The sequence below is a fragment of the Pseudomonas sp. AKS31 genome, from assembly GCF_023634765.1.
Taxonomy (GTDB): Bacteria; Pseudomonadota; Gammaproteobacteria; order Pseudomonadales; family Pseudomonadaceae; genus Aquipseudomonas.
Genome location: NZ_JAMLFX010000002.1, coordinates 1000639 through 1025099 on the forward strand (window position 1 = coordinate 1000639; position 24461 = coordinate 1025099).

Consider the following 24461-nt stretch of genomic DNA (forward strand, 5'->3'; position numbering starts at 1 on the left):
TACCCGCAGGTGACGCAGTGAGGCAGACCACCGAGATATTTCGCAGCCGCTACCGTGCGGCCATTCATCCGCTGTACAACCCGTGGTTGCACGGTGCTTTCGTGCTGCTGTTCGGCGTGCTGGCCATCGGCGGGTTCTGGAGCAGCGTGCAGCAAGTCAGTCTGGTGGAATGGCTGACGGTGCCGTTGACCCTGCTGTTGTTCAATTTCGGTGTGTACATGGTCCATCGCCATCTCGGCCACCACAAAAAGACCTTGGCGAAAATGTTCTACGCACGCCATGCCGGCGATCATCACAGTTTCTTCACCCCCGGCCACATGACATATGACAGCGCCCGCGACTGGCGAGTGATTCTGTTCCCCGCGTGGCTGATCGTGCTGCACACACTGCTGATCACCCTGCCGTTGTGGTGGCTGCTCGCGCAGATCAACGCCAACGTCGCCGGGCTGTTTGGCGGCTGCATGGTCCTCGGTTATCTGACTTACGAAATATTCCACGCCTGCGAACACCTGCCGCCGCACAACCCGCTGACCCGACTGCCGTGGATCCGCCAGATGCGCCGGTTGCACGAACTGCATCACCGTCGCGAACGCATGCAGGAACGTAATTTCAACATCGTTTTGCCGCTGATGGACTACCTGTTCGGCACCCTGTACTGGGAGCCGGAAACCACCCCTTTGAGCTATTCGACAATGCCCATGACCCGCCTGCAGCACCCGATCGATATCGCTGGTGAACCCATCGCCGTGCTGGCCTACGCCGCCAGTGTCAGTCGCTGGCCGGAGTGGCACCCGTCGTCGCTGAAAATCGACGGTGCGCAAGGCCCGTTGCATGCCGGCGCGCGCTTTGAAGAGGACATTCATGCCGGCGGGCGCGCAGGCCATTTGAGTTGGGAAGTCACCGAGTACCTGCCCGGCCGGCGCTGGTGTGCGCGGGCGCAGGGCGATCATGGTTTGTCGCTGCTGCTGACCTATGAATGCAGCGCCGCAGGCACCGGCACGCGGTTTGTGCGCACACTGGATTATCGCTTCGACGGACTGGGCATGCGCATCGCCAACCGCTTGCTGCTGAAACGGCGCATCGAGCGCGAATCCGCTGCGTCGATGCTCGCACTGCGCGACATGGCCGCCCGCTACCTGGCCTCGGCGAGGGCCAGCGCGTGAAGCTGAGACATCTGCTGTTGCTGCTGGTCCTTATCGTCATCGGCTTTTTATTATTGATGCCCACCAACGTCGAACCCGTGGCCTGGACGCCACCGCCAGCGCCCTCGCTGAAAGAAGGTGTCTATGCCGAGAACCAGAAACTCAAAGGGGCAGCGCAGGTCGGGCCGAGCGACATCGAAGGGCCGGAAGCCTTGCTGTTGGAAAGTGACTTTCTGATCACCGGGCTGCACGACGGTCGACTGATCCGCAGCAGCCTCGACGGCCAGCAGCGCAAAGTACTCGCCGACACCGGTGGCCGCCCGCTGGGCCTGGCCCGACATCCGAACGGCATGCTGGTGATCGCTGACGGGGTCAAGGGCTTGCTGTCCCTTGATGCGCAAGGTCAGTTGGTTCCCTTGACCACGGCGGCCAATGGTCTGGCGTTCGGCTTCACCGATGACGTGGCCATCGACAAGTCCGGGCATTACGCCTACTTCAGCGACGCTTCCAGCCGCTGGGGCTATGGCCATGACGGCGAGGCGATCATCGAGCACGGCGGCGACGGACGTCTGCTGCGCTATGACTTCCAGAGCGGTAAAACGAGTGTCCTGCTCGATAAGCTGGAGTTCGCCAACGGTGTGACCCTCGGCCCGGACGACGCCTATGTGCTGGTCAATGAAACCGGCGCCTACCGCATCAGTCGTTATTGGCTGACCGGGCCGAAAGCCGGCACTCACGACCTGTTCATCGACAATTTGCCGGGGCTGCCGGACAACCTCGCGTTCAATGGCAGCAATCGCTTTTGGGTAGCGTTGTATGCCCCGCGCAATGCACTACTCGACGGTACCGCCGGGCATCCGTTCGTGCGCAAGATGATCGTGCGGGCGTTGACTGTGCTGCCGAAACCGGTGGAGAAGCGCGGGTTTGTCCTGGGGCTGGATCTGCAGGGCAAGGTGATTGCCAATTTGCAGGACGCGAGCACTGGCAATTACTCGCCGATTACTACGGTGCGCGAGTATGGGCCGTGGTTGTATTTTGGCTCGTTGAAGGCGACGCATATGGCGCGGATGCCGTTGGATGCGGCGCTGAAGTGAATCTGCTGGATCTGTATCGAGCCTACTGACGCCATCGCTGGCAAGCCAGCTCCCACAGGTATCGCGTTGGACATGAAATTTGTGCACGACGAGTGACCCTTTGGGAGCTGGCTTGCCAGCGATGGCGGTCTGTCAGTTGCTGGATTTATCGAACTTGTCCGGATCTTCGTCTTCGGGAAGATCCTCGTCCGGCTCTTCAGGATTGACCGTGGTATGCGCCGGACTGTTCGGTTCGGGATGGGTGGGAACCGGGTCGAAAGCGCCCTGCTCTTCACTGGGGAATTTGGGATCGTTCATGTGGCACCTCGCAAAGAGTCGCTGATGGAGGACTCTGTACATTCGAGGTGCCGGTCGTGGCTGTCGTTCCCGCCAATCCGCAACCGCAGATCGGCGGATCATCGGAGAATCAGGACGGTGCCTGTAAATGGCTGACGATTTCGTCTTTGACCTTCAGACGCTTCTCTTTGAGCTTTTTCAATGCGTCGTCAGTGGGGGCATCTGAAGTGGCCGTTTCGGCTTTGACCACCTCTGCGTCGGCTTGGGAGTATTTGTTGATCAATGAATCCAGTCGTGGATCCTGGGTGCGTTTTTGCTGGATCTCTTCCTTCGTGCAACTCAAGTCCTGAAACAGGTCATGGGGAACCGGCATGGAACACCTCCGTCAGTTGATCGGCAGGGCCAGCACGACCGATTGCGCTGACCCGTTATCAGAATGGCCTCGGTTGCACGGTTCTGTCGACCACCTGTCAGACCAGCGGTGTCCGTTCGTCGCCCTGTCGCAAATGCGATCAAACCTTTGCTCGCCATGTTGCCTCCATTGCTTAACACCAACAAAAACTGCGTGGAGATACACAATGGACGGATTCAACCTGCGTCATCTGGTTCTGGCTGTCGCTTTGAGCAGCGGCATGGGCAGCGCTTTCGCTGCGACTGACAACGACTTCGTCGATAACGCTGCGGCTGGCGGGATTGCCGAGATCGAAACCAGTCGTCTGGCCCTGGAGAAAAGCCAATCGGCTGACATCAAGGCGTTCGCCAACATGATGATCACCGATCACGGCAAGGCCAATGACGAACTGGCGACGATTGCCAAGGCCAATGACATCGAAGTCCCGGATGAAACGACCCTGGTCAAACAGGCCAAAGAAAAAATCCTCGATATGCGCGATGAATCCTTCGACGCCGCTTACGCCAACAATCAGGTGAAGGCGCACGAAGAGACCATTGAGCTGTTCAAGAAACAAGCCAATACCGTGACCGATGACAAGGTCAAAGGCGCCCCCGAGTTGAAGGCGTTCGCACAGAAAATGTTGCCGGCGCTGGAGAAACATCTGGCAGCGGCGAAAGAGCTGCAGGCCAAGCATCCGAGCAAGTAAAAAGCTTTACCCTCACCCCAGCCCTCTCCCGGAGGGAGAGGGAGCCGACCGAGGTGGATGTTTGAGTTACGCCGACCTGAAACTCCGGTTTTGAACTCAGGCTCTGCAGTGCAACTCCGGCTTCGAACTCAGGTTCTGGAGGGAAACTCCGGCTTTCGAACTCAGGTTCTGCAGTGCAACTCCGGTTTCGAACTCGGGCTCTGGATTGCAACTCTTCGAACTCAGGTTCTGGAGTGAAACTAAGGTTTTGAATAGCCCCGGTCGGCTCCCTTTCCCCCTCGCCCCCTTGGGGGGAGAGGGCTGGGGTGAGGGGGATCGATCTCAGCCACACCACCAGACTCAAGCGAAAAAACAGGCCGCATCCATAAGATGCGGCCTTGTCATATCAACCGAAAATCAACCGCCATCCGTATCAATATCCGCATCCGTATCCTCGCCCGGCTTAGCCCGGTCCGGTTTTGGCTCAAAGCCCGGACTGAACTCGTTGTCGTTATCCGTATTCTGATTTTTTTGGTCCACGGCCGGGTCGGCGCTCTGGGCCTGCTCTTTATCGCCCTGCTGTTGTGTCGGCGCCGGTTGCCCCGGCACCTGCGGGTCGATCGCCGGATCATTGCGATTGATCGGTTCGCCAGATTGACTCTGTTCCTTCGTTTGCTCGTTCATGGCCACCTCGTTGGTCAAACACCCCCGACACACATCCGCCGGGGTGTTAACGATTCGAAGCCTGGCCCGCGCCAACGTTCAAAACTTCGCCGCCGCGCTTGAGGGTGCCAGTCGGAACACCGCAATTACCGACTCAACGCCCGAGCCAGAAACGGCGCGGTCTTGCTTTTCTTGCTCGCCGCAACCTTCTGCGGCGTGCCAGCCGCTACGATTCTGCCGCCCTGATCGCCCGCCCCCGGCCCGATGTCGATCACCCAGTCACTCTGCGCCACCACGCGCATTTCGTGCTCGACGACAATCACCGTATGCCCCGCCGTCACCAGCGTATCCAGTTGCTCCAGCAGCCGATCGACATCGCGCGGATGCAGCCCGGTGGTCGGTTCATCCAGCACATACAAGGTCGCGCCGCGCTGGTTGCGCTGCAACTCGGTGGCCAGTTTGATCCGCTGCGCTTCGCCGCCGGACAGCTCCGTGGCCGGTTGCCCGAGGCGCAGATAACCGAGGCCGATATCGCGCAGCACTTCCAGTGAACGGCGAATCCCCGGTTGCTCGGCAAACACGGTCACCGCTTCCTCGACGGTCAATTGCAGCACTTGGGCAATGCTCAGACCTTCCCAGAGAATGGCCAGGGTCTGCGGGTTGTACCGCGCACCATGGCAAGTCGGGCACGGCGCATAGACGCTGGGCATGAACAACAACTCGACGCTGACAAAGCCTTCGCCTTCGCACGTGGCGCAACGACCCTTGGCGACGTTGAAGGAAAACTGCCCGGCGTCGAAACCTGCGGCCCGTGCCGCGTCGGTGGCGGCGTAGAGCTTGCGCACGTTGTCGAACAACCCGGTGTAAGTCGCCAGATTGGAGCGTGGCGTGCGGCCGATGGGTTTCTGGTCGACCTGCACCAGTCGCTTGATCGACTCCAGCCCGGACGTGACCTGGCCGCTGCTGACCTGCGGCGCGTCATCTTCGAGGCTGAGTTCTTCCGGCTCGCTGTCCACCGGCGGACGCCCCAATTGCGCGCCGACCAGTTCCAGCAAGGCCTGACTGACCAGACTTGATTTGCCCGAGCCGGAAACGCCGGTCACCGAGGTGAAGCAGCCCAACGGAAATTCGGCGCTGAGGTTATTGAGGTTGTTGCGGGTGATGCCATCGAGTTTCAGCCACGCCGTCGGTTTGCGCGCCGTGCGTGTCTGGCGCTGCGCTTGGGCAAACAGATAGGCGCGAGTCTGCGACGCTGCGATCTCGGCCAGACCGGCGGGTGGGCCGCTGTACAACACCTGACCACCCTGCTCGCCCGCCGCCGGGCCGACGTCGATCAGCCAGTCAGCGCGGCGCATGGTTTCCACGTCGTGTTCGACCACAAACAGCGTGTTGCCGTCAGCCTTCAAGCGCTGCAACGCCTCGAACAACGCCTCGCCATCGGCCGGATGCAAACCGGCGGAGGGTTCGTCGAGCACGTAGATCACCCCGAACAATTGCGACCCCAGTTGCGTCGCCAGGCGCAAGCGCTGCAACTCACCGGACGACAGCGTCGGCGTGCTGCGCTCCAGCGCCAGATATCCGAGACCCAGATCGGTCAGGGTGCTGACCCGCTCCAGCAGATCCTCGGCAATGCGCTGCGCCGCCAGGCGTTTTTCCAGTGACAGGTTGGGCGTGTGCCGCACATCCGGCGCGCTGGCGTGGCCACTGGCGCCATGAGCGACGCGCTGCTGACGGGCCTCGCGGGTTTGCGCATGGCTCAAGGTCTCGCCGGTTTCTTCTGCGTGTTCGAGGTAGCTGGCCGCTGCCACCGGCCGCAGTACCTCGGCCACTTGCAGCAACGGCATCTGCGACAGCTCGCCGATGTCATACCCGGCAAATGTCACCGACAACGCTTCACGCTTCAGGCGTTTGCCGTCACACAACGGACAAGGACTGCCGAGCATGAACTGCGAAACGCGTTTTTTCATCAGCGCACTTTGCGAATGGGTAAACGTGTGCAGGATGTAGCGCCTGGCGCCGGTGAAGGTGCCCTGATAACTCGGCTCCATCTTGCGTTTGAGGGCGACGCGGGTTTCTTCCGGGGTCAGCCCGGCGTACACCGGCACGGTCGGGGTTTCTTCGGTGAAGAGAATCCAGTCGCGCTGTTTTTTCGGCAGTTTTTTCCACGGGATGTCGACGTCGATACCCATGGTCACAAGAATGTCGCGCAGGTTCTGCCCCTGCCACGCCAGCGGCCAGGACGCCACCGCGCGCTGGCGGATGGTCAGGTTCGGGTCCGGCACCATCAGCGCCTCGGTGACTTCATACACCCGCCCCAGACCATGGCACTCCGGGCACGCGCCTTGCGGGGTGTTCGGCGAAAAGTCCTCGGCATACAACATCGGTTGCCCCGGCGGATAGCTGCCGGCGCGGGAATAAAGCATGCGGATCAGGCTCGACAGCGTGGTCACGCTGCCCACCGACGAGCGCGTACTCGGCGTGCCGCGTTGCTGTTGCAGGGCCACGGCCGGCGGCAGGCCTTCGATGGAGTCGACATCCGGCACGCCGACCTGATCGATCAGTCGTCGCGCATACGGCGCCACCGATTCGAAGTAGCGGCGCTGGGCCTCGGCATACAAGGTCGAGAACGCCAGTGACGACTTGCCCGAGCCGGACACCCCGGTGAACACCACCAACGCATCGCGGGGGATGTCGACATCGACGTTCTTCAGGTTGTGCTCACGGGCGCCGCGTACCCGGACCATGCCGGCGGGCGCTTTGGAATTACGCTTGGAAGTCATCGACCTGCCTTGGTAAAGGAATGTTCAGCGCTCAGTTGCCAAGCACCACCCGAATCATCTGCAACATGGCTTCCGGGCTGTACGGTTTGCCAAGCAAGTGGGTGTCGGGACTCAACTGGTGATTGCGCGAGATGATGTCGCGGGTGTGCCCGGAAGTGAACAGCACCGCCACCGGCGGCGTCTGCACCTTGGCCCAGGCGAACAGGTCGGAGCTTTTGATCAGCCCCGGCATGACCACATCGGTGAAAATCAGGTCTACCTCGACACCTTCAAGGAGCATTTGCATGGCCGCATCGCCATGGCCGGCGGTCAACACACGATAGCCCTCTTCGCGCAACAACTCGACCGCCGAGGCCCGCACGGCCTCGTTGTCTTCGACCACCAGAATCGTCTCATGGCCGCCGCTCTGCTGCCGTTGCAGATTGGGTGATTCCTCAAGAATCGGCCGCAGGCTGCGCGGGAAATACAATTGCACTCGAGTACCGTCGCCCAGGGCGCTGGTGATCTCGACATGTCCGCCGCTCTGCTTGACGAAGCCGAACACCATGCTCAGGCCCAGCCCGGTGCCCTGACCATCGGCCTTGGTGGTGAAGAACGGCTCAAACACCTGCTCGAGAATCTCTTGTGGAATGCCGGCACCGGTGTCACTGACGGCGACGCGGACAAACTCGCCGGGGACGATGCCTTTACCGGCACAGAACTCGCGGTCGAGTCGCACGTTGGCAGCGCTGAGCGTAATGGTGCCCTCGCCCTTCATCGCATCACGGGCGTTGATCGCCAGGTTGAGAATGGCATTTTCCAACTGGTTGCGATCGACGTTGATGTACCACGCTTGTTGCGGCAACTGCACGTCGATCTGAATGGTTTCACCCAGTGCTCGCTGCAGTAATTCGCCGACGCCTTCAAAGATCTGCCGCGGGTTGCATACCGCTGGCGACAATGGCTGACGCCGGGCAAACGCGAGCAGTTGCGAGGACAGCTTGGCCCCGCGCTCGACCGCCGCCAGCGAAGCGCTGACCCGGCGTTGCACGTTGGCGTTGTTCGGTTCGTGACGCGCAAGCAGATGCAGATTGCCGGCGATCACTTGCAGCAGATTATTGAAGTCGTGAGCGACGCCGCCGGTGAGGCCACCAATCGCTTCGAGCTTCTGTGACTGGCGCAACTGTTCTTCAGCCGCCAGCCGTGCCTCGACCTCTTCGCCCACGCGCTGTTCGAGGTTGCGGGTGAACTTGAGCAGGGATTCTTCGGCAATCTTGCGTTCATGGATGTCAATCAAGACGCCGGGAAAGCGTAACGGCGCACCCTGTTCGTCGAACTCGCAGGCGCCACTGGCCAACACCCACGAATAACTGCCATCAATGCGCCGCACGCGATATTCGGCGTTATACGGTTCGCCGGTCTGCACCGAGTGGACGACCCGTTCCTGCACCCAGGCAGCATCGTCGGGGTGGATGCGCGAGTCGGCGATGTCTTGAGGCAAGTCGCTCAGGTCCTGATCCGGCGGATAGGAGAACGTGCGAGCGAATCGCTCGTCTGCCGACAACGTATTGTTTTTCACGTCCCAGACAAACGAGCCAAGCAAGGCCCCGGCATTCAGCGCCAGACGCACCCGTTCGTTGTCGGCGCGGTAAGCGCTTTCGGCTTCCTGGCGCCGGCGTTCGGAGTGCACGAATTCGGTGGTTTCCACCACCATCGCCATGACTCCGGCCGGTTGCCCTTCATCATTGGGCACCGGGCTGTAATACAAATCCATCCAGACGTCTTCGGGGACGCCATCGCGCAATAACACCAGTTCTTTATTGCGAAACGACAAGGTGCCACCCGCCAGGCAGGTATCGACCACGTGCCGGTTGAAATCGGCGACCTCCGGCCAGCCCAGCTCCACGGGCGATCCGAGCAGATACGGGTGGCGACCACCGGCAAACTTCGAATAGGCGTCGTTGTAGATCATGTACCCGGCGTAACCCCAGAGCATGACCATCGGCAGCGGCGATGCCAGCATCAGTTGCACCGCGCTGCACAGACTGGGCGGCCAGCTGTTGAGCGGACCGAGTTCGGTGTGGCTCCAGTCGAACGCGCTGATGCGTCCGGCCATTTCGCCTTTCCAGCCCTCACAACCATGGCTATCGGATAAAAACTGCATCGACTGACTCAGTGTCCTGTGGTGATTGCCCGATAAATCGCAACGCCATAACGACGCAACGCTCGTCTGTTTCGAGCGTCATCAGTCGTATTGGTTTCATATGAGGTATAGCCGATTTCATCCCTGCCCGGCGCCTAGACCCCGATCAGGTGCTTGAGCGGGTGGTAGCCGGTTTTCATTTTGGCGGCGGCGTCGAGAATGGCCTTCTCGATGCCGTTGAGATGCGTGCAGGTCAGCTCGATGGCGGCGCTCTGATTGCCGGCCTCGATGTACTCGATCAGGCGCAGGTGTTCGTTGTCGCGGCAGACTTCATGGCTGTCGTCATCCAGCGCCGCAGCGTACAGCGAAGCGCGGGAGATCAGTTTCTGGAACCAGTCGAGCAGCACCGGATTATTGAGGCTGCGCGCCAGTTTGAGGTGGAACTCGCCGAGCAGATGGATCAGCCGTTCGTGATCGCCCGCCGCGTGGGCTTCGTCTTCCAGCAGCAGGTGTTCGCGCAAATCCTGCATCGCCGCGCTGTCCTTGCGCCGGCACAATTCGGTAACGATGCCGATCTCGATCAGCCGGCGAGTTTCAAACAGCGAGCGCAGCTCTGCATTGCTCGGCAGCGACACCGATGCCCCTTTATTCGGCTCGGTGGTGACCAGCCCATCGGCCTCCAACTGCTTCAATGCCGCGCGTACCGACGTGCGACTGACATTGAACAACTCGGCCAGCGAGGCCTCGCCCAGTTTCATCCCCGGACGCAACGAACGCTTGCTGATCGCCTCGTAAACCCCTTGGTAGACGCGGTCGACCGTGGTTTCCGGTTTCTTTTCGGTCATTTGGGCACTCCTTTAACGTCGAGCAACTGAGTGTCACGCAGGATATAGCCTTCGGCTTCGAGATGCAGGGTCTTGATTGAGGTTGATTGCGGATCACCCATCGGGGCAGCGTCGCTCTACCCATCTGCTCGTTGCAAGCAGGGATACAGCGCCAAGGGGGGCTGCACTGGATCGCTCCCACGCTCTGCGTGGGAACGATCATTAGCGGGTTCAGTCTGTGCCGTACTTCGGCGAACGCGGGCCGTACAGCAGGCCTGCCGGATGCCCGGCCGAGAGCAGACGATTGCTCGCCACACCGGCAATCGGGTAGCCGGCATCGGTGGCACTGTTGATGATCTGCTTCACCGCTGCCGTGATCAGCATGCCGATCAGACCGCCACCGTTGTTGTTGCCGCCCTCTTCACTCGACGCCCGTGCCGAACCGGTCCACAGCGTGGTGCCGCTTTTCAGGTCGACCAGTTTCGCCGTCGCGGTCACCGCAGTCTCGCTGCTGATCACCATGTAACGCGTGCCGTACTCGGTCACGGTGATGTACAGCGCGGCGTCCGCACCGAAGATCTCCTTCAGTTTGTTCGGCGGTGCCTGATGGATGTCGTCCGGCGTGGTCATGCCGTTCTGGCGAAATGTCTCGTCAACCAGCGCAATCGGCAGCACGTAGTAACCGGCCTCGGCCAGCGGGAACGTTACCTGCGACAACAGGCTGTACGACGCCTTCACATCCGGCGAAGTGTTCAGCGGCGGCAGCACCAGAATGGTCTTCGGCCGCGCCTGTTTATAGGCCGAGTAGTCCACGGTTTTGGGTGCGACGCAGCCACCCAGCACGGTCAGGGCCAGACCGGCCGCGAGCAGTTTCAAGGTGCGCGCGATCATTTCGCGTCTCCGGTCTTGGCGTTTTTAAGCAGAAAATCCATGTACGTGCCGGACTCGGGGAACAGGGTTTTCTCGGTGTTGAACTGCTGCACCATCTGATCGTCCTTGCCCATGCTCAGGTAGAGCAAGCCAAGGTGCGCGTGATAGCCCGGCGGTACGGATTTGCCAGTGGAGCGGATTTTCTGCAGGTCACGTTCCAGCGCTTCGGCCTGGGCTTCCTTCGGCTCTTCGCCTTTGAAGTATTCGTAGACCTGGGGCTCGTAGCCTTCCCACTGGTACAGGGTTTGCGGGCCAGGGGCACAGCCGGCCAGCAAGGCACTGGCGGCCAGCGTCAGCGCCATCAACGAGCGCGACAAATTCAGAGTCATGGGTGTTGCTCCTTGCAATGGGCGTCGATCAGTTGCCCGGTTTCCAGGCACCGGCATTCATGCCATCAACCAGACGATTGATCGCCTCGCGCATGGCCAGATCCAGTACTTTGCCGTTGAGGGTCGAGTCGTAGGCAGCGGTGCCGCCGAAGCCGATGATTTCGCGGTTGGACAAGGCGTATTCGCCGGCGCCCTGAGTCGAATAAACCACTTCGGAGGTGCTGATGTTGACGATGTTCAGGTTGACCTTGGCGTAGGCCACCTGGGTCTTGCCACGGCCAAGAATGCCGAACAACTGATGATCGCCGGTCTCTTTGCGACCGAACTCGGTGACATCGCCGGTGACCACGTAATCAGCACCTTTCAGACGCTGGGCCTGGCCCTTGATCGCCGCTTCCTGCTGGATTTCGCCCATGTTGTCGCGATCCAGCACGCTGAAGCGGTTGGTCTGCTGCAAGTGGGTGATGAGGATGGTCTTGGCCTGACCGCCGAGACGGTCGACGCCGTCGGAGAAGATCCCGCGCATGTAGCTGGAGCGGTTGTCGAACTTGCCCACGGCCATCGGCACACGAACACCGGTCCAGACTTGTGTGGCGCTTTCAACCTTGGCCACCGGCAGCGCGCGGGAGCTTTCGGTGGCGCAACCGGCGAGCGTGCCGGCAATCGTGCCGAGCACAGCAATCGCAACGCCTGAGACCAGCATCCGGGAGATCATTCTCACTGAGTATTCCTTTTGAAAAACGGGGGTGTCCCGGCGCGGCAATGCGCGGCGGGAGCTGAAAAGGGCCGGCATTATGACAAAGTGCCATCATTGAGCACAGACTTTTTTGACGCCAATGAATTGGCTTGGCTAAGCACACAAAAATCCCGTGTGGGAGCGAGCCTGCTCGCGAAAGCGATGGATCTGACGAATCATCTCTGACTGATAGATTGCTTTCGCGAGCAGGCTCGCTCCCACAGGGGTTTTGTGTTCGGCCTGAGATCAGTGGAAATCGCGGCTCTGCACGCGGATGCCGTTGAGCAGCGGGCTGAGGTCGCTCAGGCGGCCGGCGATCAGGTGGCGCACTTCGCCTTCGCGCTCCCAGCGGCCGTCGACTTTCAGCAGTTGCGAGCCCACCAGCACTTGCCGCTGACGCTCGGCCAGATCCCGCCAGACCACCACGTTGACGTTGCCGAACTCGTCTTCCAGGGTCACGAAGGTCACGCCACTGGCGGTGCCCGGTCGTTGCCGTCCCGTCACCAGCCCGGCGACGCTCACCGGTCGGCCGTGTTCGACCTCAAGCAACTCCTGCGAACTGCGGCAGCGCCGGGCCTTGAGTTCAGCGCGCAACAGCGCCAGCGGATGCGGCCCCAACGTGGTGCCGACGGTGCTGTAATCGGCATGCAGATCCTCGCCAACACTGGGTTTGGGCAGCAGCACTTCCGGCTCTTCCTGACTCGGCAACCCGGCAAACAGGCCCAGCTGTTTCTGCACCCCGGCCACTTCCCAGCGCGCCCGATGCCGGTGTCCGGCCAAACCGCGCAACGCCCCGGAATCGGCCAGCAACGCCTGCGCCCGACTGTCGAGCGCCGCCCGCTCGCCCAGATCGGCAACATCGGCAAACGCCCCGCACGCCCGCGCCGCTTCGATGCGCCGGGCATCGTCCTCGCGAAAGCCCTTGATCATCCGCAGGCCCATGCGTATCGCCGGTTGCGCCGTCGTGGTGGTTTCCAGGCTGCAATCCCAGTCACTGGCGCGCACGTCGACCGGGCGGATCTGCAACTGATGCCGGCGCGCGTCCTGGAGAATCTGGTCCGGGCTGTAGAAGCCCATCGGCCAGCTATTGATCAACGCACAGGCGAACGCTGCCGGTTCGTGGCATTTGAGCCAGCAACTGGCGTAAGTCAGCAAGGCAAAACTGGCGGCGTGCGACTCGGGAAAACCGTAGCTGCCGAAGCCTTTGATCTGCTCGAAAATCTGCGCGGCAAACTCCGGCGTATAGCCGTTTTTCTTCATGCCGGCGGCCAGGCGCTCCTTGTGCGGCTCCAGTCCGCCGTGGCGTTTCCACGCGGCCATCGAGCGACGCAACTGATCGGCCTCGCCAGGGCTGTAATCGGCGGCGACGATGGCGATCTGCATCACCTGCTCCTGAAACAGCGGCACACCGAGGGTTCTTTCCAGGACAACCTTGAGTTCTGGCGACGGGTAGGTTTCCTCTTCCTCTTTGTTTCGGCGGCGCAGATACGGATGGACCATCCCGCCCTGAATCGGCCCCGGGCGGACGATGGCCACCTCAATCACCAAGTCGTAGAACTTCGCCGGTTTCAGGCGCGGCAGCATCGACATCTGCGCCCGCGACTCGATCTGGAACACGCCGATGGTGTCGGCGCGGCTGATCATGTCGTAGGTCGGTTTGTCTTCGGCCGGAATCGTCGCCAGGCTCAGGTCCAGATTGCGATGGCGACGCAGCAGGTCGAAACAGCGACGGATGGCACTGAGCATGCCGAGGGCGAGGATATCCACCTTGAGCAGGCCGACCGCATCGAGGTCATCCTTGTCCCACTGAATGATCGTGCGCTCGGCCATGGCGGCGTTCTCCACCGGCACCAGCGTGTCCAGCGGCTGCTCGGAAATCACAAAACCGCCGGGGTGCTGCGACAGGTGCCGGGGGAAACCGATCAACTGCCCGGTCAGGCTCAGCACCCGGCGCAGCACCGGACTGTCCGGGTCGAAACCGCCTTCGAGCAAACGCGCGACCGGCGGCGTTTCATCGCTCCAGTGACCGCAGCAATCGGCCAGTGCATTGATCTGATCCGGCGGCAGGCCCAAGGCCTTGGCCACGTCGCGCACCGCGCCGGCAGCGTGGTAGGTGCTGACCACCGCCGTCAGCGCCGCACGACCACGGCCATAACGGCGAAACACATATTGCAGGACTTCTTCGCGGCGTTCGTGCTCGAAATCGACGTCGATGTCCGGCGGTTCATTGCGTTCCCTGGACATGAAGCGTTCGAACAGCAGCGTGGTGCGGTCCGGGTCGATTTCGGTGATGCCCAAGGCAAAACACACCGCCGAGTTGGCCGCCGAGCCACGGCCCTGGCACAGAATCTTCTGCTCGCGGGCGAAGCGCACCACGTCATGCACGGTGAGGAAGTAGCTTTCATAACCGAGTTCGGCGATCAGTTGCAGTTCATCGTCGATCTGCTTGAGCACTTTGGCTTGCGGCCCTTTTGGCCAGCGCCAGGCGATGCCTTGCTCAGCCAGATGGCGCAACCAGGAACTGGCGCTGTGCCCCTCAGGCACCAATTCTTTGGGGTATTGATAACGCAACTCGCCCAGATCGAAAGTGCAGCGTCGGGCCAGGCTCACAGACTCATCCAGCAAGGCCTGCGGATACAACTCGCGCAACACCTCGACACTGCGCAAATGCCGCTCACCATTGGGGTGCAAGCGTAATCCCGCCTCGGCCACCGGTACGTGATGACGGATCGCGGTCATGGTGTCCTGCAAGGCACGCCGGCCACGGGCGTGCATGTGCACATCGCCGCTGGCTACCGGCGGAATCTGCAACTCGGCGGCCAGACTCAACAACGCCGCCAGCCGCTGCTGATCGTCCTGGCCACGATGCAATTGCACCGCCAGCCACAATCGTTCGGCGAAGATCTGCTGCAGCCAACGGCCCTCTTCCACCTGATCAAGCGAGTCCGGCACCCACAACACCAGTAACCCCGGCAATGGCTCGGCGAAGTCCTCGCGCAGCACTTGATACTGGCCCTTCTGCGTGCGCCGTCGGGCGCGGGTGATCAGGCCACACAGCGCCTGATAGCCCGCCAGGTTCTCCACCAGCAGCACCAGTTTCGGGCCGTTTTCGATGCGTACTTCGCTGCCGATGACCAGCGGCAACTCCACCGATTTCGCCGCTTGCCAGGCCCGAACGATCCCGGCCAGCGTGCATTCATCGGTAATCGCCAGTGCCTGATAGCCGTGCTTTTTCGCCCGTTGAAACAGTTCCAGCGCACTGGACGCACCGCGCTGAAAACTGAAGTTCGACAGGCAGTGCAACTCGGCATAACCGTCGTTCATGCAAACCAGCCCTGCAGCCACAGCGGACCGCCCTCACCCACCGCCCGATAAGCCCAGCCCTGCTGACCGGCGCGGTTCTGGATCAGGTAATAATCGCGGCGCACATCGTCACCGTCCCACCAGCCGGACTCGATGCGTTCCGGGCCCATGAGAATTCGCGCCGAACCTTCTGCCACGCTTTGCGGCTCGCCAAGCAACCAGCCTGGACGGTGCACATTCGGCAAGCCTGCGCAGCGTTGTTTGTCAACGCCGTGCTGCCACGCGCACTCCGGGCGATGATCAGCCTGAAAGCGCAGCCCCTGCACCGCGTCATCGCCCAAGCGCGCGCGCAGGCGTTCGCGCAACTGCTCCCACGGCAAGGTCTGCTGCGGACGGTCGTCGAACAGTTCCTGAAACTGCGGCACGAAGCTCGGCAGGTCCTCGGCGCGCAGCCGAAAGCCGCGCACCGGCGCCTCGACCTGCACCTGTTCCAAGCGGCCACGGGCCAGTTCGAAGAGCATCGCCGGATCACGTTCGGCGCTGAGCAGCCCGACCTTGATGATGCTGTCCGGCAGCCCGGCATGTTCCAGATGCAAGTCGAAACGCTGCACGCCGCTGTCACGCCCACAGAGGAATGCCGACAGATCGCCGGTCAAACGCCGTAGCGGGAACAGCAGCGCCTGATGGGATTGCACGTCGAAATTCAGTTCAATGCGCACGTCGAAACGATCCGGCGGCAAGTAAAACTCAAGCGCCAATGGCCGCGCACCGAACAGGGTGTCGAGGTGTTTGAGCATCTGTGCCTCGAAACGTCGGGCCAGCGCCTGACGCGGCAGGCTCTGCACCTGACTGAGGTTGCGCAGGCCCATGCGTGATAATGCCGTGGCCACCGCTGGCTCCAGACCGACACGGTCGACCGGCAACTGACCGAGGTGATGCTGCAAGGCCTCGCCGTCCGGCACCACCAAGCCATCGTAAGCATTGGCCAGCACCCGCGCCGCCACCGGATTGGGTGCGGCAACGATGCGATGACGGAAGCCCAGATCGGTCAGTTCCTGGCGCAGTCGTGCTTCGAACTGCGCCCACGAACCGAACAAGCCAAGGCTGGATTCGATTTCGAACACCACGGTGCGCGGGTAATGCACGCTGACCTGCGCGCTGAAACCGTAGGCCCACGCGGCAAGAAACTGCTGCCAGTGTTCGACCTCGGCGACCTCATAATCAGCCGTGGTAAAGCCTTTGCTCATGGCTTGCGCAGCGGTCATCGACTGGCCGGGACGCAAACCGAGTTTGCGCGCCGCCGGGTTGACTGCTTGCAGCACCCGGCGCTGGGCCGGGCCGTTGAGCAGCACCAACGGTTCATCGGGATCGGGACGCTGACGCAGCACGGCGTCGAGGGCCAATTGCGGAAACAGAATACACACCCAGCGCATGGCGACCTCAGTGCCCCACGGTAAAGGCAATCGGCGCCGCACGCGCCAAGCCGCCACGGCACTTGAGGACGCGCAACTGTGCAGGTTTGGCGTCGATGGCAATACGCAGCGCCGCCGGTGACGGGTTGATCGCTTCGCTCAACGGCCGCCAGGCAAACGCCAGGGTCTGACCGGTTTCCGCCGCCACCTGCAAACGGCGCAACGCACGATCATCAGCCTTGTGCGGCCAACACAGCACCGCGCCGCAACTGCCCGAACGCAAGCACTGTTCCGCCGCCCACAAGGCATCGCGTTCGCTGGCCTGGATCACCGACAACTGGCGCAGATCGACCCCGGCGTTTGCCCACGCCTGCGGATACGGCACGAATGGCGGCGCCACCAGCACGATGCGCTCGCCCGCCGCCGACAACCGCGCCAGCGTCGGCCAGACCAATTGCAGTTCGCCGACACCGGGGCCGGCCAGGAGGATTTCGCTCAACGCCGCTTCCGGCCAGCCACCGCTGGGCAGTGCCGCGTCCAGCGCGGCGTGACCGGTCGGTTGTGGACTGGCGGCCGGTGGCGCAGGCCGGCCCTTCCAGACCTGGCCGCCATTGAACAGCGTGTCCAACGCAACGACGGCGCCCATCAGCCTTGCCTCACCAGACCGCAGAACACCCCTTCGATGGCCAGGTCCTGATCGTCGCGCACGACAATCGGCTGGTACGCCGGGTTGCGCGGCAACAGCCGCACTTCATCGCCCAGCCGTTCGAAGCGTTTGATGGTGACTTCGCCGTCGAGCCGCGCCACGACGATCTGGCCGTTGAGCGCCTCGGGATTGCGCCGCACGCCGACCAGATCGCCGTCGAGAATGCCGTCCTCGATCATCGAATCGCCCTGCACCCGCAGCATGTAATCGGGCGTGCGGGAGAACAGCGCCGGGTCGAGCAGCAAGCGGCTATGGATGTCGGCATCGGCGCCAATCGGCGCACCGGCAGCGACGCGGCCGAGCACGGGAATGTCGAGCAGTTCCGGACGCGCCGGTTGCCCGAGCAGGCGAATGCCCCGGGCCTGATGCGGATTGACCTCGATAAACCCGGCTTCGGTGAGCGCGAGCACGTGCTTGCGCGCCACGCTGCGCGAGGCAAAACCAAAAGCCTCGCTGATTTCAGCGAGGCTTGGGGGCTGACCGTGTTCGGCGATTCGATCGCGGATAAACGTCAGGATGGCGGTGCGGCGGGGAGTCAGGTTCGTCATGGAGTACATTTGTACTCCTGTAGGATTTTCCTGACAAGCGCCGCCAGTCGGCCTGGGCCGACGCAGGAGCTGCCGAAGGCTGCGATCTTTTGATTTTGTTTTTTAGATCAAACGATCGCAGCCTTCGGCAGCGCCTACAGGAATGGCGTGCAGACTTGTTACAAGATGTTTACGAATTTTTTACCAATGTTCTTCTACAGTTACCCGCGCAACCGCGTGGTTTTCCATTTATGTAGAGGAATGTTTGACATGGCTTTGGGCAACGGACTGCGTTTACCGTCCATCACTTCTACTCGACTGGTGCTGCTGTTTTCCCTGGCGTTGGTGGCGTTGTACAACCTGGCGACCTGGAAGGCGCTGGGCACGCTGATCACCTTGCAAGGCGCGCACAAACTGGCGTTTTTCGCCTCGTTCGGGCTGTTTTTGTGGGCGGCGATCACCCTGTTGCTGACTCTGGTGTCGTTCCGCTGGACGCTGAAACCGGCCCTCACCGTGGTCGCGCTGCTCTCGGCGTGCGCTGCGTATTTCATGAACGAATACGGCATCACCATCGACACGGTGATGATCCAGAACGTCTTCGAAACCAACCCCGCCGAAGCCACCGCGCTGTTCAACGATAAGCTACTGGCTTACGTGCTGCTGCTCGGTGTGTTGCCGGCGGCGTTGATCTGGCGTTGGCCGGTGAGTTATCGGCCGTTCTTTCGCGGTTTGCTCAACAAAGTGCTGGTGATCATCGCCTGCGTGCTGGTAATTGCCGCTTCAGTGGGCGCGTTCTATTCGACCTACGCGCCGATCTTTCGCGAAGAAGACAAGCTCACTCACTTCATCAACCCGACCAACTACATCTACGCGATCAGCAAGTACACCCAGCAACGCCTGGGCATCAAAAAGCAATTCGTGGTGCAGGCCATCGGCGAAGACGCGGTGATGAGCGCCAACGTTGCCAGCCGCGAAAAGAAATCGCTGATGGTGTTTGTGGTCGGTGAAACCGCCCGCGCCGATCACTTTTCGCTGAACGGTTATGAGCGCGAGACCAATCCGGAACTGAGCAGACTCGACATCCTCAATTTCACCCACGTGCATTCCTGCGGCACATCGACAGCGGTCTCGGTGCCGTGCATGTTCTCGAAGTTCCGGCGTGAGGATTACAGCGACAAGAAAGGCAAAACCTACGAAGGCCTGCTCGACATCCTCCAGCGTGCCGGCGTGCAAGTGCTGTGGCTGGACAACAACAGCGACTGCAAAGGCACCTGCCTGCGCGTGCCACATCGCGATATTTCCAGGCATCAGCCGGGGCCGTTCTGCGACGGCAACAACTGCCTCGACGAAGCGCTGTTGCAAGACCTGCAAAGCTACATCGACAGCCTCAAGGGCCACGCGATCATTGTCCTGCACGCCGACGGCAGTCACGGCCCGGAATACTACGAACGCTATCCAAAAGACATGGAGCGCTTCAAACCGATCTGCCACACCAATCAGTTGGGCAGTTGCAGCCGCGATGAACTGGTGAACGTGTACGACAACACGATTCTCTACACCGATCATTTCCTCGCCAAGGTCATCGAACTGCTCAAGCGCAATCAGGACTCACTGGACACCTCGATGGTGTATGTCTCCGACCACGGCGAATCGTTGGGCGAGAACGGTTTGTACCTGCACGCGGCGCCGTATGCGCTGGCACCTGAAGCGCAGACCCATGTGCCAATGGTGATGTGGTTCGGCAATGGCACGCTGGCCAGCGAAGGGATTGATCGAGGGTGTCTACAGGGCAAGACCGGGCAGGCAGATCTGAGCCATGACAACCTGTTCCACTCGGTGCTGGGGTTGTTTGAGGTGAAGACGTCGCTGTATCAACCGGGGCTGGATATTTTTCATGGCTGCCGGCCGGCGATGACGGCTGCGCAATAACCCGCAGACACTGCAAAACCCTGTGGGGACGGTGTACGCATGGAGGATCAGTGGCGTTTGAGGATTTGATCCATGACCCAGTCAGTCTTGAGCGCTTGCTCGGCGACGGCGGGATGTTGTGAATCACCAAGAATATGCGCATTCATGCCCTGCACGTGATGCCACTGAATGTGCTCGTGATGGGGGATTTCCAGGCTGAGGTGCTCATCGGCATGCAACTGCACGGGATGCTCATCGAATACGGAAAAACTGATCCGTCCGAGGCTGCCAATGATCTCGACCCGATCCTCACGCCGATCCGCGACAAAACTCCAGCAGCCCATGCCCAGCGCCCCGGAGGCAAACCGCCAACTGGCGCTGACCGCATCTTCCGCTGCATATAAACCGGCCTGACGCGCAGTGAATCCGGCGACCTCGACAATGTCACCGAGCAAATACTGGAACAGGTCAAAGCCATGACTGGCCAGATCGGCAAAATAACCGCCACCGGCCACCGCCGGATCGGTGCGCCAATTGTCGCGACCGTCCAGATCCGCCGACGAAGGCGCTTTGGTCAGCGTCCAGCTCAAGTGCCGCACCTCGCCAATGCGCCCCTCCTCCAGCCATTGCCGCACCTGCGCAAAACGCGGCAATGAACGGCGGTAGTAGGAAACGAACAAGTGCAAACCAGCCTCGGCGAAGGCCTGCTGCATCTCGCGGCTTTGCCCGGCATTCAGTGCCATGGGTTTTTCCACGCAGCAATGCTTGCCGGCGGCGGCGACTTTCAGGCTGTAGGCGTGATGGCTGTCGGGTGGCGTGGCGATGTACACCGCGTCCACCTCGGGATCGTTGATCAGCGCATCGACGTCGGTGTAGACCCGCTCGATGCCGTGGCGCGCGGCGTAGTCGGTCACGGCTTCGAGGCGTCGGCCCATCACCGCCACCAACGCCGAACCGGGCGCCTTGTAGAAGGCCGGGCCGCTCTTGCGCTCGGCGACGCTGCCACAACCGATCATGCCCCAGCGCACCACGTTCATGCTCAGTCCTCAGCCGATGCGCAAGGCGCGCAGATCGAGGTGGCCGTCCTTCAGCGGCGGGCACCAGTAGTAGCCGCCAGTGATTGGGCGGCTGATGCGATAGAGGCCATCGGGGATGCCGTCTTCCAGACCGCTCATGCGCCGCAGTTGCGCTTCGAAGGCATCCAGCGAGAAACCGAAGGCGAGGAACATCAAACCGGCGCGATCACCTTCGATCCACGGCATCGAGCGCCGCACGACGAACGCTTCCGGCGCAAAACTTTCCTGCGCGGTGCGTTTGACGTGGGCGGAGACCGGCGCATCGTCGATCTCTTCGTTGTCGCTGAGGCGACGGCCCATGATGTTGTCTTTGTCCTCGGCGGACAGTTTGTGGAAACCCTTGAGGTCGTGCTGCCACTGCTGGATCGCGGCGAAGCTGCCACCGACCATGCCGTCAGCGCCTGCACTTTGCAGGGCGGCGGCGATGGCGGCTTCGTCGTGCGGGTTTTCGGTGCCGTCTTCGTAGCCGGTCAGGTCGTGCCCGTCCTTGTGGCGGAAGGCTTCCTGCATCTCGACCAGTCGCAGGGCCGGGGCCAGTGCGGCTTCGAGGGCGTGGCAACGGTTGAGCAGTTCACCACGGTCGACGCCGTGCAACCAGACCCACAGCGCGTGCTGGGTCGACGGGTTCTCGACGCCAACGCCGGTCAGTGCCGGGAAGCTGCGCAGGCCGTCAATCTGCACGTTGAGAGCCTTGACCAGGGATTCACCAAAACCGACGACTGCCGACTTGCCGTCCACCTGATTCAGCAGGTTGTCGAGCGCCTGCGGCAGGGCTTCAACCGACTCAAGGGCGAAAAACAGGTGACGTGCTTGCGCAGGAACGGGGGTGGCGAGAATGCCCGGCTGGTAGTAACTCATGTGAACTCCTTGGGAAAGTGCGCGGGAGTTTACCTGTGGCCGGAGGATTTGTGTGGGTTTGGATGGAAGTCAAAAGCCCCTCACCCTAGCCCTCTCCCGGAGGGAGAGGGAACTGATTGGGGGATGCTGTGGAGATACGCCGACTTGAAAGTGCTGTACCGAATCCATAATCGACAACATGACGAAAGACACTTCGGTCGGCCCCAATCTCTCAAGTCCATAATCGACGCGTCGATGTAACTCGCAAGACACCTCCGTCGGCTCCCTATCCCTCCGGGAGAGGGCTGGGGTGAGGGGATAATAGAGGTAAGACACCGACCTGAACGTTTAGCTGTGAATCCATAATCGACAAAAATCTTTCAGGTCGATGTTTGACAAAAGACACCGCGGTCGGCCCCCTCTCCCTCTGGGAGAGGGTTGGCGTCGTGACGCCAGGCGCTAGGGCTCATTCCCGTCCAGCGCTTGAACGCCCGGCGAAAACTGCGTACATCGCTGTAGCCCACTTCCTCGGTAATCCGCTCGATCGGCATATCGGGATTCGCCAGCAAACTCATAGTCCGCGCCTGGCGAACCTGCTCCAGCAACGCCTCGAACGTCAGTGCATGCTCAGTCAAACGCCGACGCAAGGTGCGACTGCTCATGTTCAAATCCCCGGCAATCTTTTCAATGTGACTGCCGCTGCTCAGATCCCGGGCAATCGCCCGCTCCACAGCCTGAATCAGATCAAGTTTCTGATGCACCTGCGCCGCTTCCAGCTCCAGTAATGCAACGGCCTGACGCAGTGCCAGCGAATGATGATTGGGCAGGTTCACGTCCAGCCACTGCGCATCGATCAACATGCGATTGTGCAGGCAGCCGAAGCACACATCCGGCCCCAGCAGGCGCTGGTATTCACTGAGGTAATCCGGGGCGGCATGCACAAATTCCACGGCAATCGCCTTGAACTCAGCCCCCACCAGCGCGCGGCCATACACCAGCAAACTGGCGAAAAACTCTTCGACCGCAAACACCTGCACGTCGGCAAACGGTAGGCGGCATTCGGCGTCGAGATGCACCTTCCCGCCGACCACATCGACGCTGGACACGACGATGCCGCCCGAGGTGTGCTGGTGCCGAATGCCGAGGGCGAAGGCATCGCGCAAGGTCTTGCACAGCGATAACACATGCCCGAGCAGGCCCAGCGTACCAAGTACATTCTGCGCCCCGACCCACAGCCCCAAACCCTGATTGGGCAGCACTTTGAGTGCGCGCTGAATCATCGCCACGGCCTGGCGATAGGAAATCCGCTGCGCCGGATCCTGCAGATCTTCAAGGGTGAAGCCCAGCCCACGGCACAGGCTCTGGGGATCGATGCCCTTGTTCTGCACAACTTCGGCGAGGGTTTGCAGGAGGAACGGCGAGACCAGCGCCAGTTCGAAGGTCGGGTCTTGGACTTTTACGTTCATGGGGGCTGACATTCCGGATCACGCTTGATTGTTATTTTTGTAACCGGTTGTGTCGATGGAAGTTAGCACAAGGTTTACGGGCTGTCCGCAGATGCCCCCCTCGGTGTCCGCCAATACCCTGCCCCAACGTACGCCAAACGCTTATTTCTAGCGTACCGGCGCCCCATGCGACCGGTGCCAGTCCCGATCACAATAATAATGAGGACAGCTATGAGCCCGAACCGCGCGACATCCTTCTTGCCCCGCGCTCTTTTCATCACCGGTTGCGCGCTGACATTGCCCGCCCTGGCCACCGAAGCCGGCGTCGACAACATCGGCACCGGCACCGACGGCTTCTTCATGCTGCCGCTGGAAGTCGACAGCCTTCCGCAGAACATGGTCGCGTTCAACCTCTACTACAACCATTACAAGGCGCGAAAGCTCAACATCAGCTCGTTCGGCGGCAAGGTGCCGAATGTCGAAATCGAGTCCACCGCGGTGATTCCGCGCATCGATTATCTAAGCCCGGTGCGGCTATTCGGCGGGCGTCTGGCCGGTTACATCGCCCAGCCGTGGCTGAAGCAGGAAGTTTCGGTGTTCGGCTTGAGCGACACCCGCGAAGGCATGGGCGATACCACCTTCGCGCCGATCATTCTGTGGGACATGGGCAAAAACCTGACCCTCGGCGCCGCCGTGGAAATCACCGTGCCCACCGGCGAATACAGCGTCGATCGACTGGCCAACACCAGCAACAATTTCTACACCTACAAGCCACTCTTCTCCTTCACCTGGCTGCCGACTGAACGCACCGAAGTCTCGATGAAGACCACTTACAGCTTCAACGAGAAGAACAAGGACACCGACTACAAGTCCGGGCAGATCTTCCACTTCGATTACTCGGCCAGCTACAAGATCACCGACGACCTGATGCTCGGCGTCAACGGCTACTTCCTCAAGCAAACCAGCGACGACAAACAGTTTGGCCACACCGTGCAGTTCGCTGGACAGGACGTCGATGACGGCGTGCGCGGCAAGGTCTTCGCGATTGGTCCGGCGCTGCACTTCACCTTCCTCAAGTACGCCAGTGCGGAGATTCGCTGGGCCAGGGAATTTGACGTGGAGAACCGGCCCGAAGGCGAAATGCTCTGGGCAAAAATCAGCATTCCTTACGCTTTTTGAAACCCACCCCAATCCAATGTGGGAGCGAGCCTGCTCGCTCCCACAGGGGTTTCAGCGCGTTGGTGAATGATTGCTAAAAAAAAGGGCGACCAA

21 protein-coding genes are annotated in these 24461 nt (G+C 61.3%); 5 read left to right on the forward strand and 16 right to left on the reverse strand.

All coding sequences use genetic code 11. From position 1 onward, the window contains the following. The first annotated feature begins 17 nt into the window (after positions 1-17). Positions 18-1163: a sterol desaturase/SRPBCC family protein gene (locus M9827_RS10410; protein WP_250605365.1), complete on the forward strand. Its 1146-nt coding sequence runs from the start codon at positions 18-20 to the stop codon at positions 1161-1163. Beyond that, on the forward strand, positions 1160-2236 hold the full coding sequence (locus tag M9827_RS10415) for an SMP-30/gluconolactonase/LRE family protein (RefSeq protein ID WP_250605366.1): 1077 nt from the start codon (positions 1160-1162) through the stop codon (positions 2234-2236). The genes M9827_RS10410 and M9827_RS10415 overlap by 4 nt, the downstream gene beginning before the upstream one ends. 132 nt (positions 2237-2368) lie before the next feature. On the opposite strand, the gene M9827_RS10420 is transcribed toward M9827_RS10415, so the two are convergent. Together M9827_RS10420 and M9827_RS10425 are read right to left on the reverse strand one after the other, a co-directional pair. Further along, positions 2369-2533 carry a hypothetical protein gene (locus M9827_RS10420; RefSeq protein ID WP_250605367.1) on the reverse strand — a complete coding sequence of 55 codons (165 nt, stop codon included), beginning with the start codon at positions 2531-2533 and terminating at the stop codon, positions 2369-2371. 109 nt (positions 2534-2642) lie between these two features. Then, positions 2643-2885: a DUF465 domain-containing protein gene (locus tag M9827_RS10425; protein WP_038368920.1), complete on the reverse strand. Its 243-nt coding sequence runs from the start codon at positions 2883-2885 to the stop codon at positions 2643-2645. 205 nt (positions 2886-3090) lie between these two features. Between M9827_RS10425 and M9827_RS10430 the strand changes: the two genes are divergently transcribed. Continuing rightward, positions 3091-3612 (forward strand): DUF4142 domain-containing protein, encoded by a 522-nt coding sequence (locus M9827_RS10430; RefSeq protein WP_186624531.1) that lies wholly within the window; start codon positions 3091-3093, stop codon positions 3610-3612. A gap of 396 nt (positions 3613-4008) precedes the next feature. Here M9827_RS10430 and M9827_RS10435 read toward each other — a convergent pair whose 3' ends face one another. The 11 genes from M9827_RS10435 to lexA form a co-directional block, all read right to left on the reverse strand. After that, the gene (locus M9827_RS10435; RefSeq protein ID WP_250605368.1) at positions 4009-4275 is read right to left on the reverse strand and encodes a hypothetical protein; all 267 of its coding nucleotides are present in this window, start codon (positions 4273-4275) and stop codon (positions 4009-4011) included. Between the two features lie 125 nt (positions 4276-4400). After that, positions 4401-7034 (reverse strand): excinuclease ABC subunit UvrA, encoded by a 2634-nt coding sequence (locus M9827_RS10440; RefSeq protein WP_250605369.1) that lies wholly within the window; start codon positions 7032-7034, stop codon positions 4401-4403. Between the two features lie 31 nt (positions 7035-7065). Further along, positions 7066-9177: a hybrid sensor histidine kinase/response regulator gene (locus M9827_RS10445; RefSeq protein WP_250605370.1), complete on the reverse strand. Its 2112-nt coding sequence runs from the start codon at positions 9175-9177 to the stop codon at positions 7066-7068. Between the two features lie 134 nt (positions 9178-9311). Further along, a complete protein-coding gene (locus M9827_RS10450) occupies positions 9312-10001 on the reverse strand; it encodes a GntR family transcriptional regulator (RefSeq protein WP_250605371.1) in 690 nt (229 codons plus the stop codon). Positions 10002-10211: 210 nt separating this feature from the next. Then, positions 10212-10871 (reverse strand): DUF799 domain-containing protein, encoded by a 660-nt coding sequence (locus tag M9827_RS10455; protein WP_250605372.1) that lies wholly within the window; start codon positions 10869-10871, stop codon positions 10212-10214. Then, the gene (locus M9827_RS10460; RefSeq protein WP_250605373.1) at positions 10868-11239 is read right to left on the reverse strand and encodes a DUF4810 domain-containing protein; all 372 of its coding nucleotides are present in this window, start codon (positions 11237-11239) and stop codon (positions 10868-10870) included. Before M9827_RS10460 ends, M9827_RS10455 begins: the two co-directional genes overlap by 4 nt. Before the next feature lie 28 nt (positions 11240-11267). Further along, positions 11268-11954: a CsgG/HfaB family protein gene (locus tag M9827_RS10465; protein ID WP_161986630.1), complete on the reverse strand. Its 687-nt coding sequence runs from the start codon at positions 11952-11954 to the stop codon at positions 11268-11270. 267 nt (positions 11955-12221) lie between these two features. Then, positions 12222-15299, reverse strand: coding sequence for an error-prone DNA polymerase (locus M9827_RS10470; protein ID WP_250605374.1), 3078 nt, complete (start codon positions 15297-15299; stop codon positions 12222-12224). After that, positions 15296-16711, reverse strand: a complete 1416-nt coding sequence (locus tag M9827_RS10475) for a Y-family DNA polymerase (RefSeq protein WP_250605375.1) — start codon at positions 16709-16711, stop codon at positions 15296-15298. Before M9827_RS10475 ends, M9827_RS10470 begins: the two co-directional genes overlap by 4 nt. A gap of 7 nt (positions 16712-16718) precedes the next feature. Further along, a complete protein-coding gene (imuA, locus tag M9827_RS10480) occupies positions 16719-17336 on the reverse strand; it encodes a translesion DNA synthesis-associated protein ImuA (protein WP_250605376.1) in 618 nt (205 codons plus the stop codon). Beyond that, positions 17336-17953 (reverse strand): transcriptional repressor LexA, encoded by a 618-nt coding sequence (gene lexA / locus M9827_RS10485; protein WP_201225320.1) that lies wholly within the window; start codon positions 17951-17953, stop codon positions 17336-17338. Before lexA ends, imuA begins: the two co-directional genes overlap by 1 nt. Positions 17954-18193: 240 nt before the next feature. Here lexA and M9827_RS10490 point away from each other — a divergent pair, with 240 nt between their 5' ends. Continuing rightward, positions 18194-19852: a phosphoethanolamine transferase gene (locus M9827_RS10490; RefSeq protein WP_250605377.1), complete on the forward strand. Its 1659-nt coding sequence runs from the start codon at positions 18194-18196 to the stop codon at positions 19850-19852. A 47-nt stretch (positions 19853-19899) separates the two neighbouring features. Here M9827_RS10490 and M9827_RS10495 read toward each other — a convergent pair whose 3' ends face one another. The 3 genes from M9827_RS10495 to M9827_RS10505 all read right to left on the reverse strand — a co-directional run bounded on the left by M9827_RS10495 (position 19900) and on the right by M9827_RS10505 (position 23210). Continuing rightward, a complete protein-coding gene (locus M9827_RS10495; RefSeq protein WP_250605378.1) occupies positions 19900-20868 on the reverse strand; it encodes a Gfo/Idh/MocA family protein in 969 nt (322 codons plus the stop codon). 9 nt (positions 20869-20877) lie between these two features. Then, the gene (locus M9827_RS10500) at positions 20878-21765 is read right to left on the reverse strand and encodes a Dyp-type peroxidase (protein ID WP_250605379.1); all 888 of its coding nucleotides are present in this window, start codon (positions 21763-21765) and stop codon (positions 20878-20880) included. A 359-nt stretch (positions 21766-22124) separates the two neighbouring features. Further along, a complete protein-coding gene (locus M9827_RS10505; protein ID WP_250605380.1) occupies positions 22125-23210 on the reverse strand; it encodes an AraC family transcriptional regulator in 1086 nt (361 codons plus the stop codon). A gap of 210 nt (positions 23211-23420) precedes the next feature. Between M9827_RS10505 and M9827_RS10510 the strand changes: the two genes are divergently transcribed. Continuing rightward, the gene (locus M9827_RS10510) at positions 23421-24368 is read left to right on the forward strand and encodes a SphA family protein (RefSeq protein WP_250605381.1); all 948 of its coding nucleotides are present in this window, start codon (positions 23421-23423) and stop codon (positions 24366-24368) included. Positions 24369-24461 lie beyond the last annotated feature (93 nt).

Excerpts from the sequence above, each read along its gene's own strand:
- M9827_RS10460 (WP_250605373.1), bottom strand. The coding sequence starts at position 11,239 with ATGACTCTGAATTTGTCGCGCTCGTTGATGGCGCTGACGCTGGCCGCC.
- M9827_RS10465 (WP_161986630.1), bottom strand. The coding sequence starts at position 11,954 with ATGATCTCCCGGATGCTGGTCTCAGGCGTTGCGATTGCTGTGCTCGGC.
- M9827_RS10430 (WP_186624531.1), top strand. The coding sequence starts at position 3,091 with ATGGACGGATTCAACCTGCGTCATCTGGTTCTGGCTGTCGCTTTGAGC.
- M9827_RS10490 (WP_250605377.1), top strand. The coding sequence starts at position 18,194 with ATGGCTTTGGGCAACGGACTGCGTTTACCGTCCATCACTTCTACTCGA.
- M9827_RS10505 (WP_250605380.1), bottom strand. The coding sequence starts at position 23,210 with ATGAACGTAAAAGTCCAAGACCCGACCTTCGAACTGGCGCTGGTCTCG.
- M9827_RS10440 (WP_250605369.1), bottom strand. The coding sequence starts at position 7,034 with ATGACTTCCAAGCGTAATTCCAAAGCGCCCGCCGGCATGGTCCGGGTA.
- lexA (WP_201225320.1), bottom strand. The coding sequence starts at position 17,953 with ATGTACTCCATGACGAACCTGACTCCCCGCCGCACCGCCATCCTGACG.
- M9827_RS10475 (WP_250605375.1), bottom strand. The coding sequence starts at position 16,711 with ATGCGCTGGGTGTGTATTCTGTTTCCGCAATTGGCCCTCGACGCCGTG.
- M9827_RS10495 (WP_250605378.1), bottom strand. The coding sequence starts at position 20,868 with ATGAACGTGGTGCGCTGGGGCATGATCGGTTGTGGCAGCGTCGCCGAG.
- imuA (WP_250605376.1), bottom strand. The coding sequence starts at position 17,336 with ATGGGCGCCGTCGTTGCGTTGGACACGCTGTTCAATGGCGGCCAGGTC.
- M9827_RS10420 (WP_250605367.1), bottom strand. The coding sequence starts at position 2,533 with ATGAACGATCCCAAATTCCCCAGTGAAGAGCAGGGCGCTTTCGACCCG.
- M9827_RS10500 (WP_250605379.1), bottom strand. The coding sequence starts at position 21,765 with ATGAGTTACTACCAGCCGGGCATTCTCGCCACCCCCGTTCCTGCGCAA.
- M9827_RS10510 (WP_250605381.1), top strand. The coding sequence starts at position 23,421 with ATGAGCCCGAACCGCGCGACATCCTTCTTGCCCCGCGCTCTTTTCATC.
- M9827_RS10470 (WP_250605374.1), bottom strand. The coding sequence starts at position 15,299 with ATGAACGACGGTTATGCCGAGTTGCACTGCCTGTCGAACTTCAGTTTT.
- M9827_RS10450 (WP_250605371.1), bottom strand. The coding sequence starts at position 10,001 with ATGACCGAAAAGAAACCGGAAACCACGGTCGACCGCGTCTACCAAGGG.
- M9827_RS10445 (WP_250605370.1), bottom strand. The coding sequence starts at position 9,177 with ATGCAGTTTTTATCCGATAGCCATGGTTGTGAGGGCTGGAAAGGCGAA.
- M9827_RS10425 (WP_038368920.1), bottom strand. The coding sequence starts at position 2,885 with ATGCCGGTTCCCCATGACCTGTTTCAGGACTTGAGTTGCACGAAGGAA.
- M9827_RS10435 (WP_250605368.1), bottom strand. The coding sequence starts at position 4,275 with ATGAACGAGCAAACGAAGGAACAGAGTCAATCTGGCGAACCGATCAAT.
- M9827_RS10455 (WP_250605372.1), bottom strand. The coding sequence starts at position 10,871 with ATGATCGCGCGCACCTTGAAACTGCTCGCGGCCGGTCTGGCCCTGACC.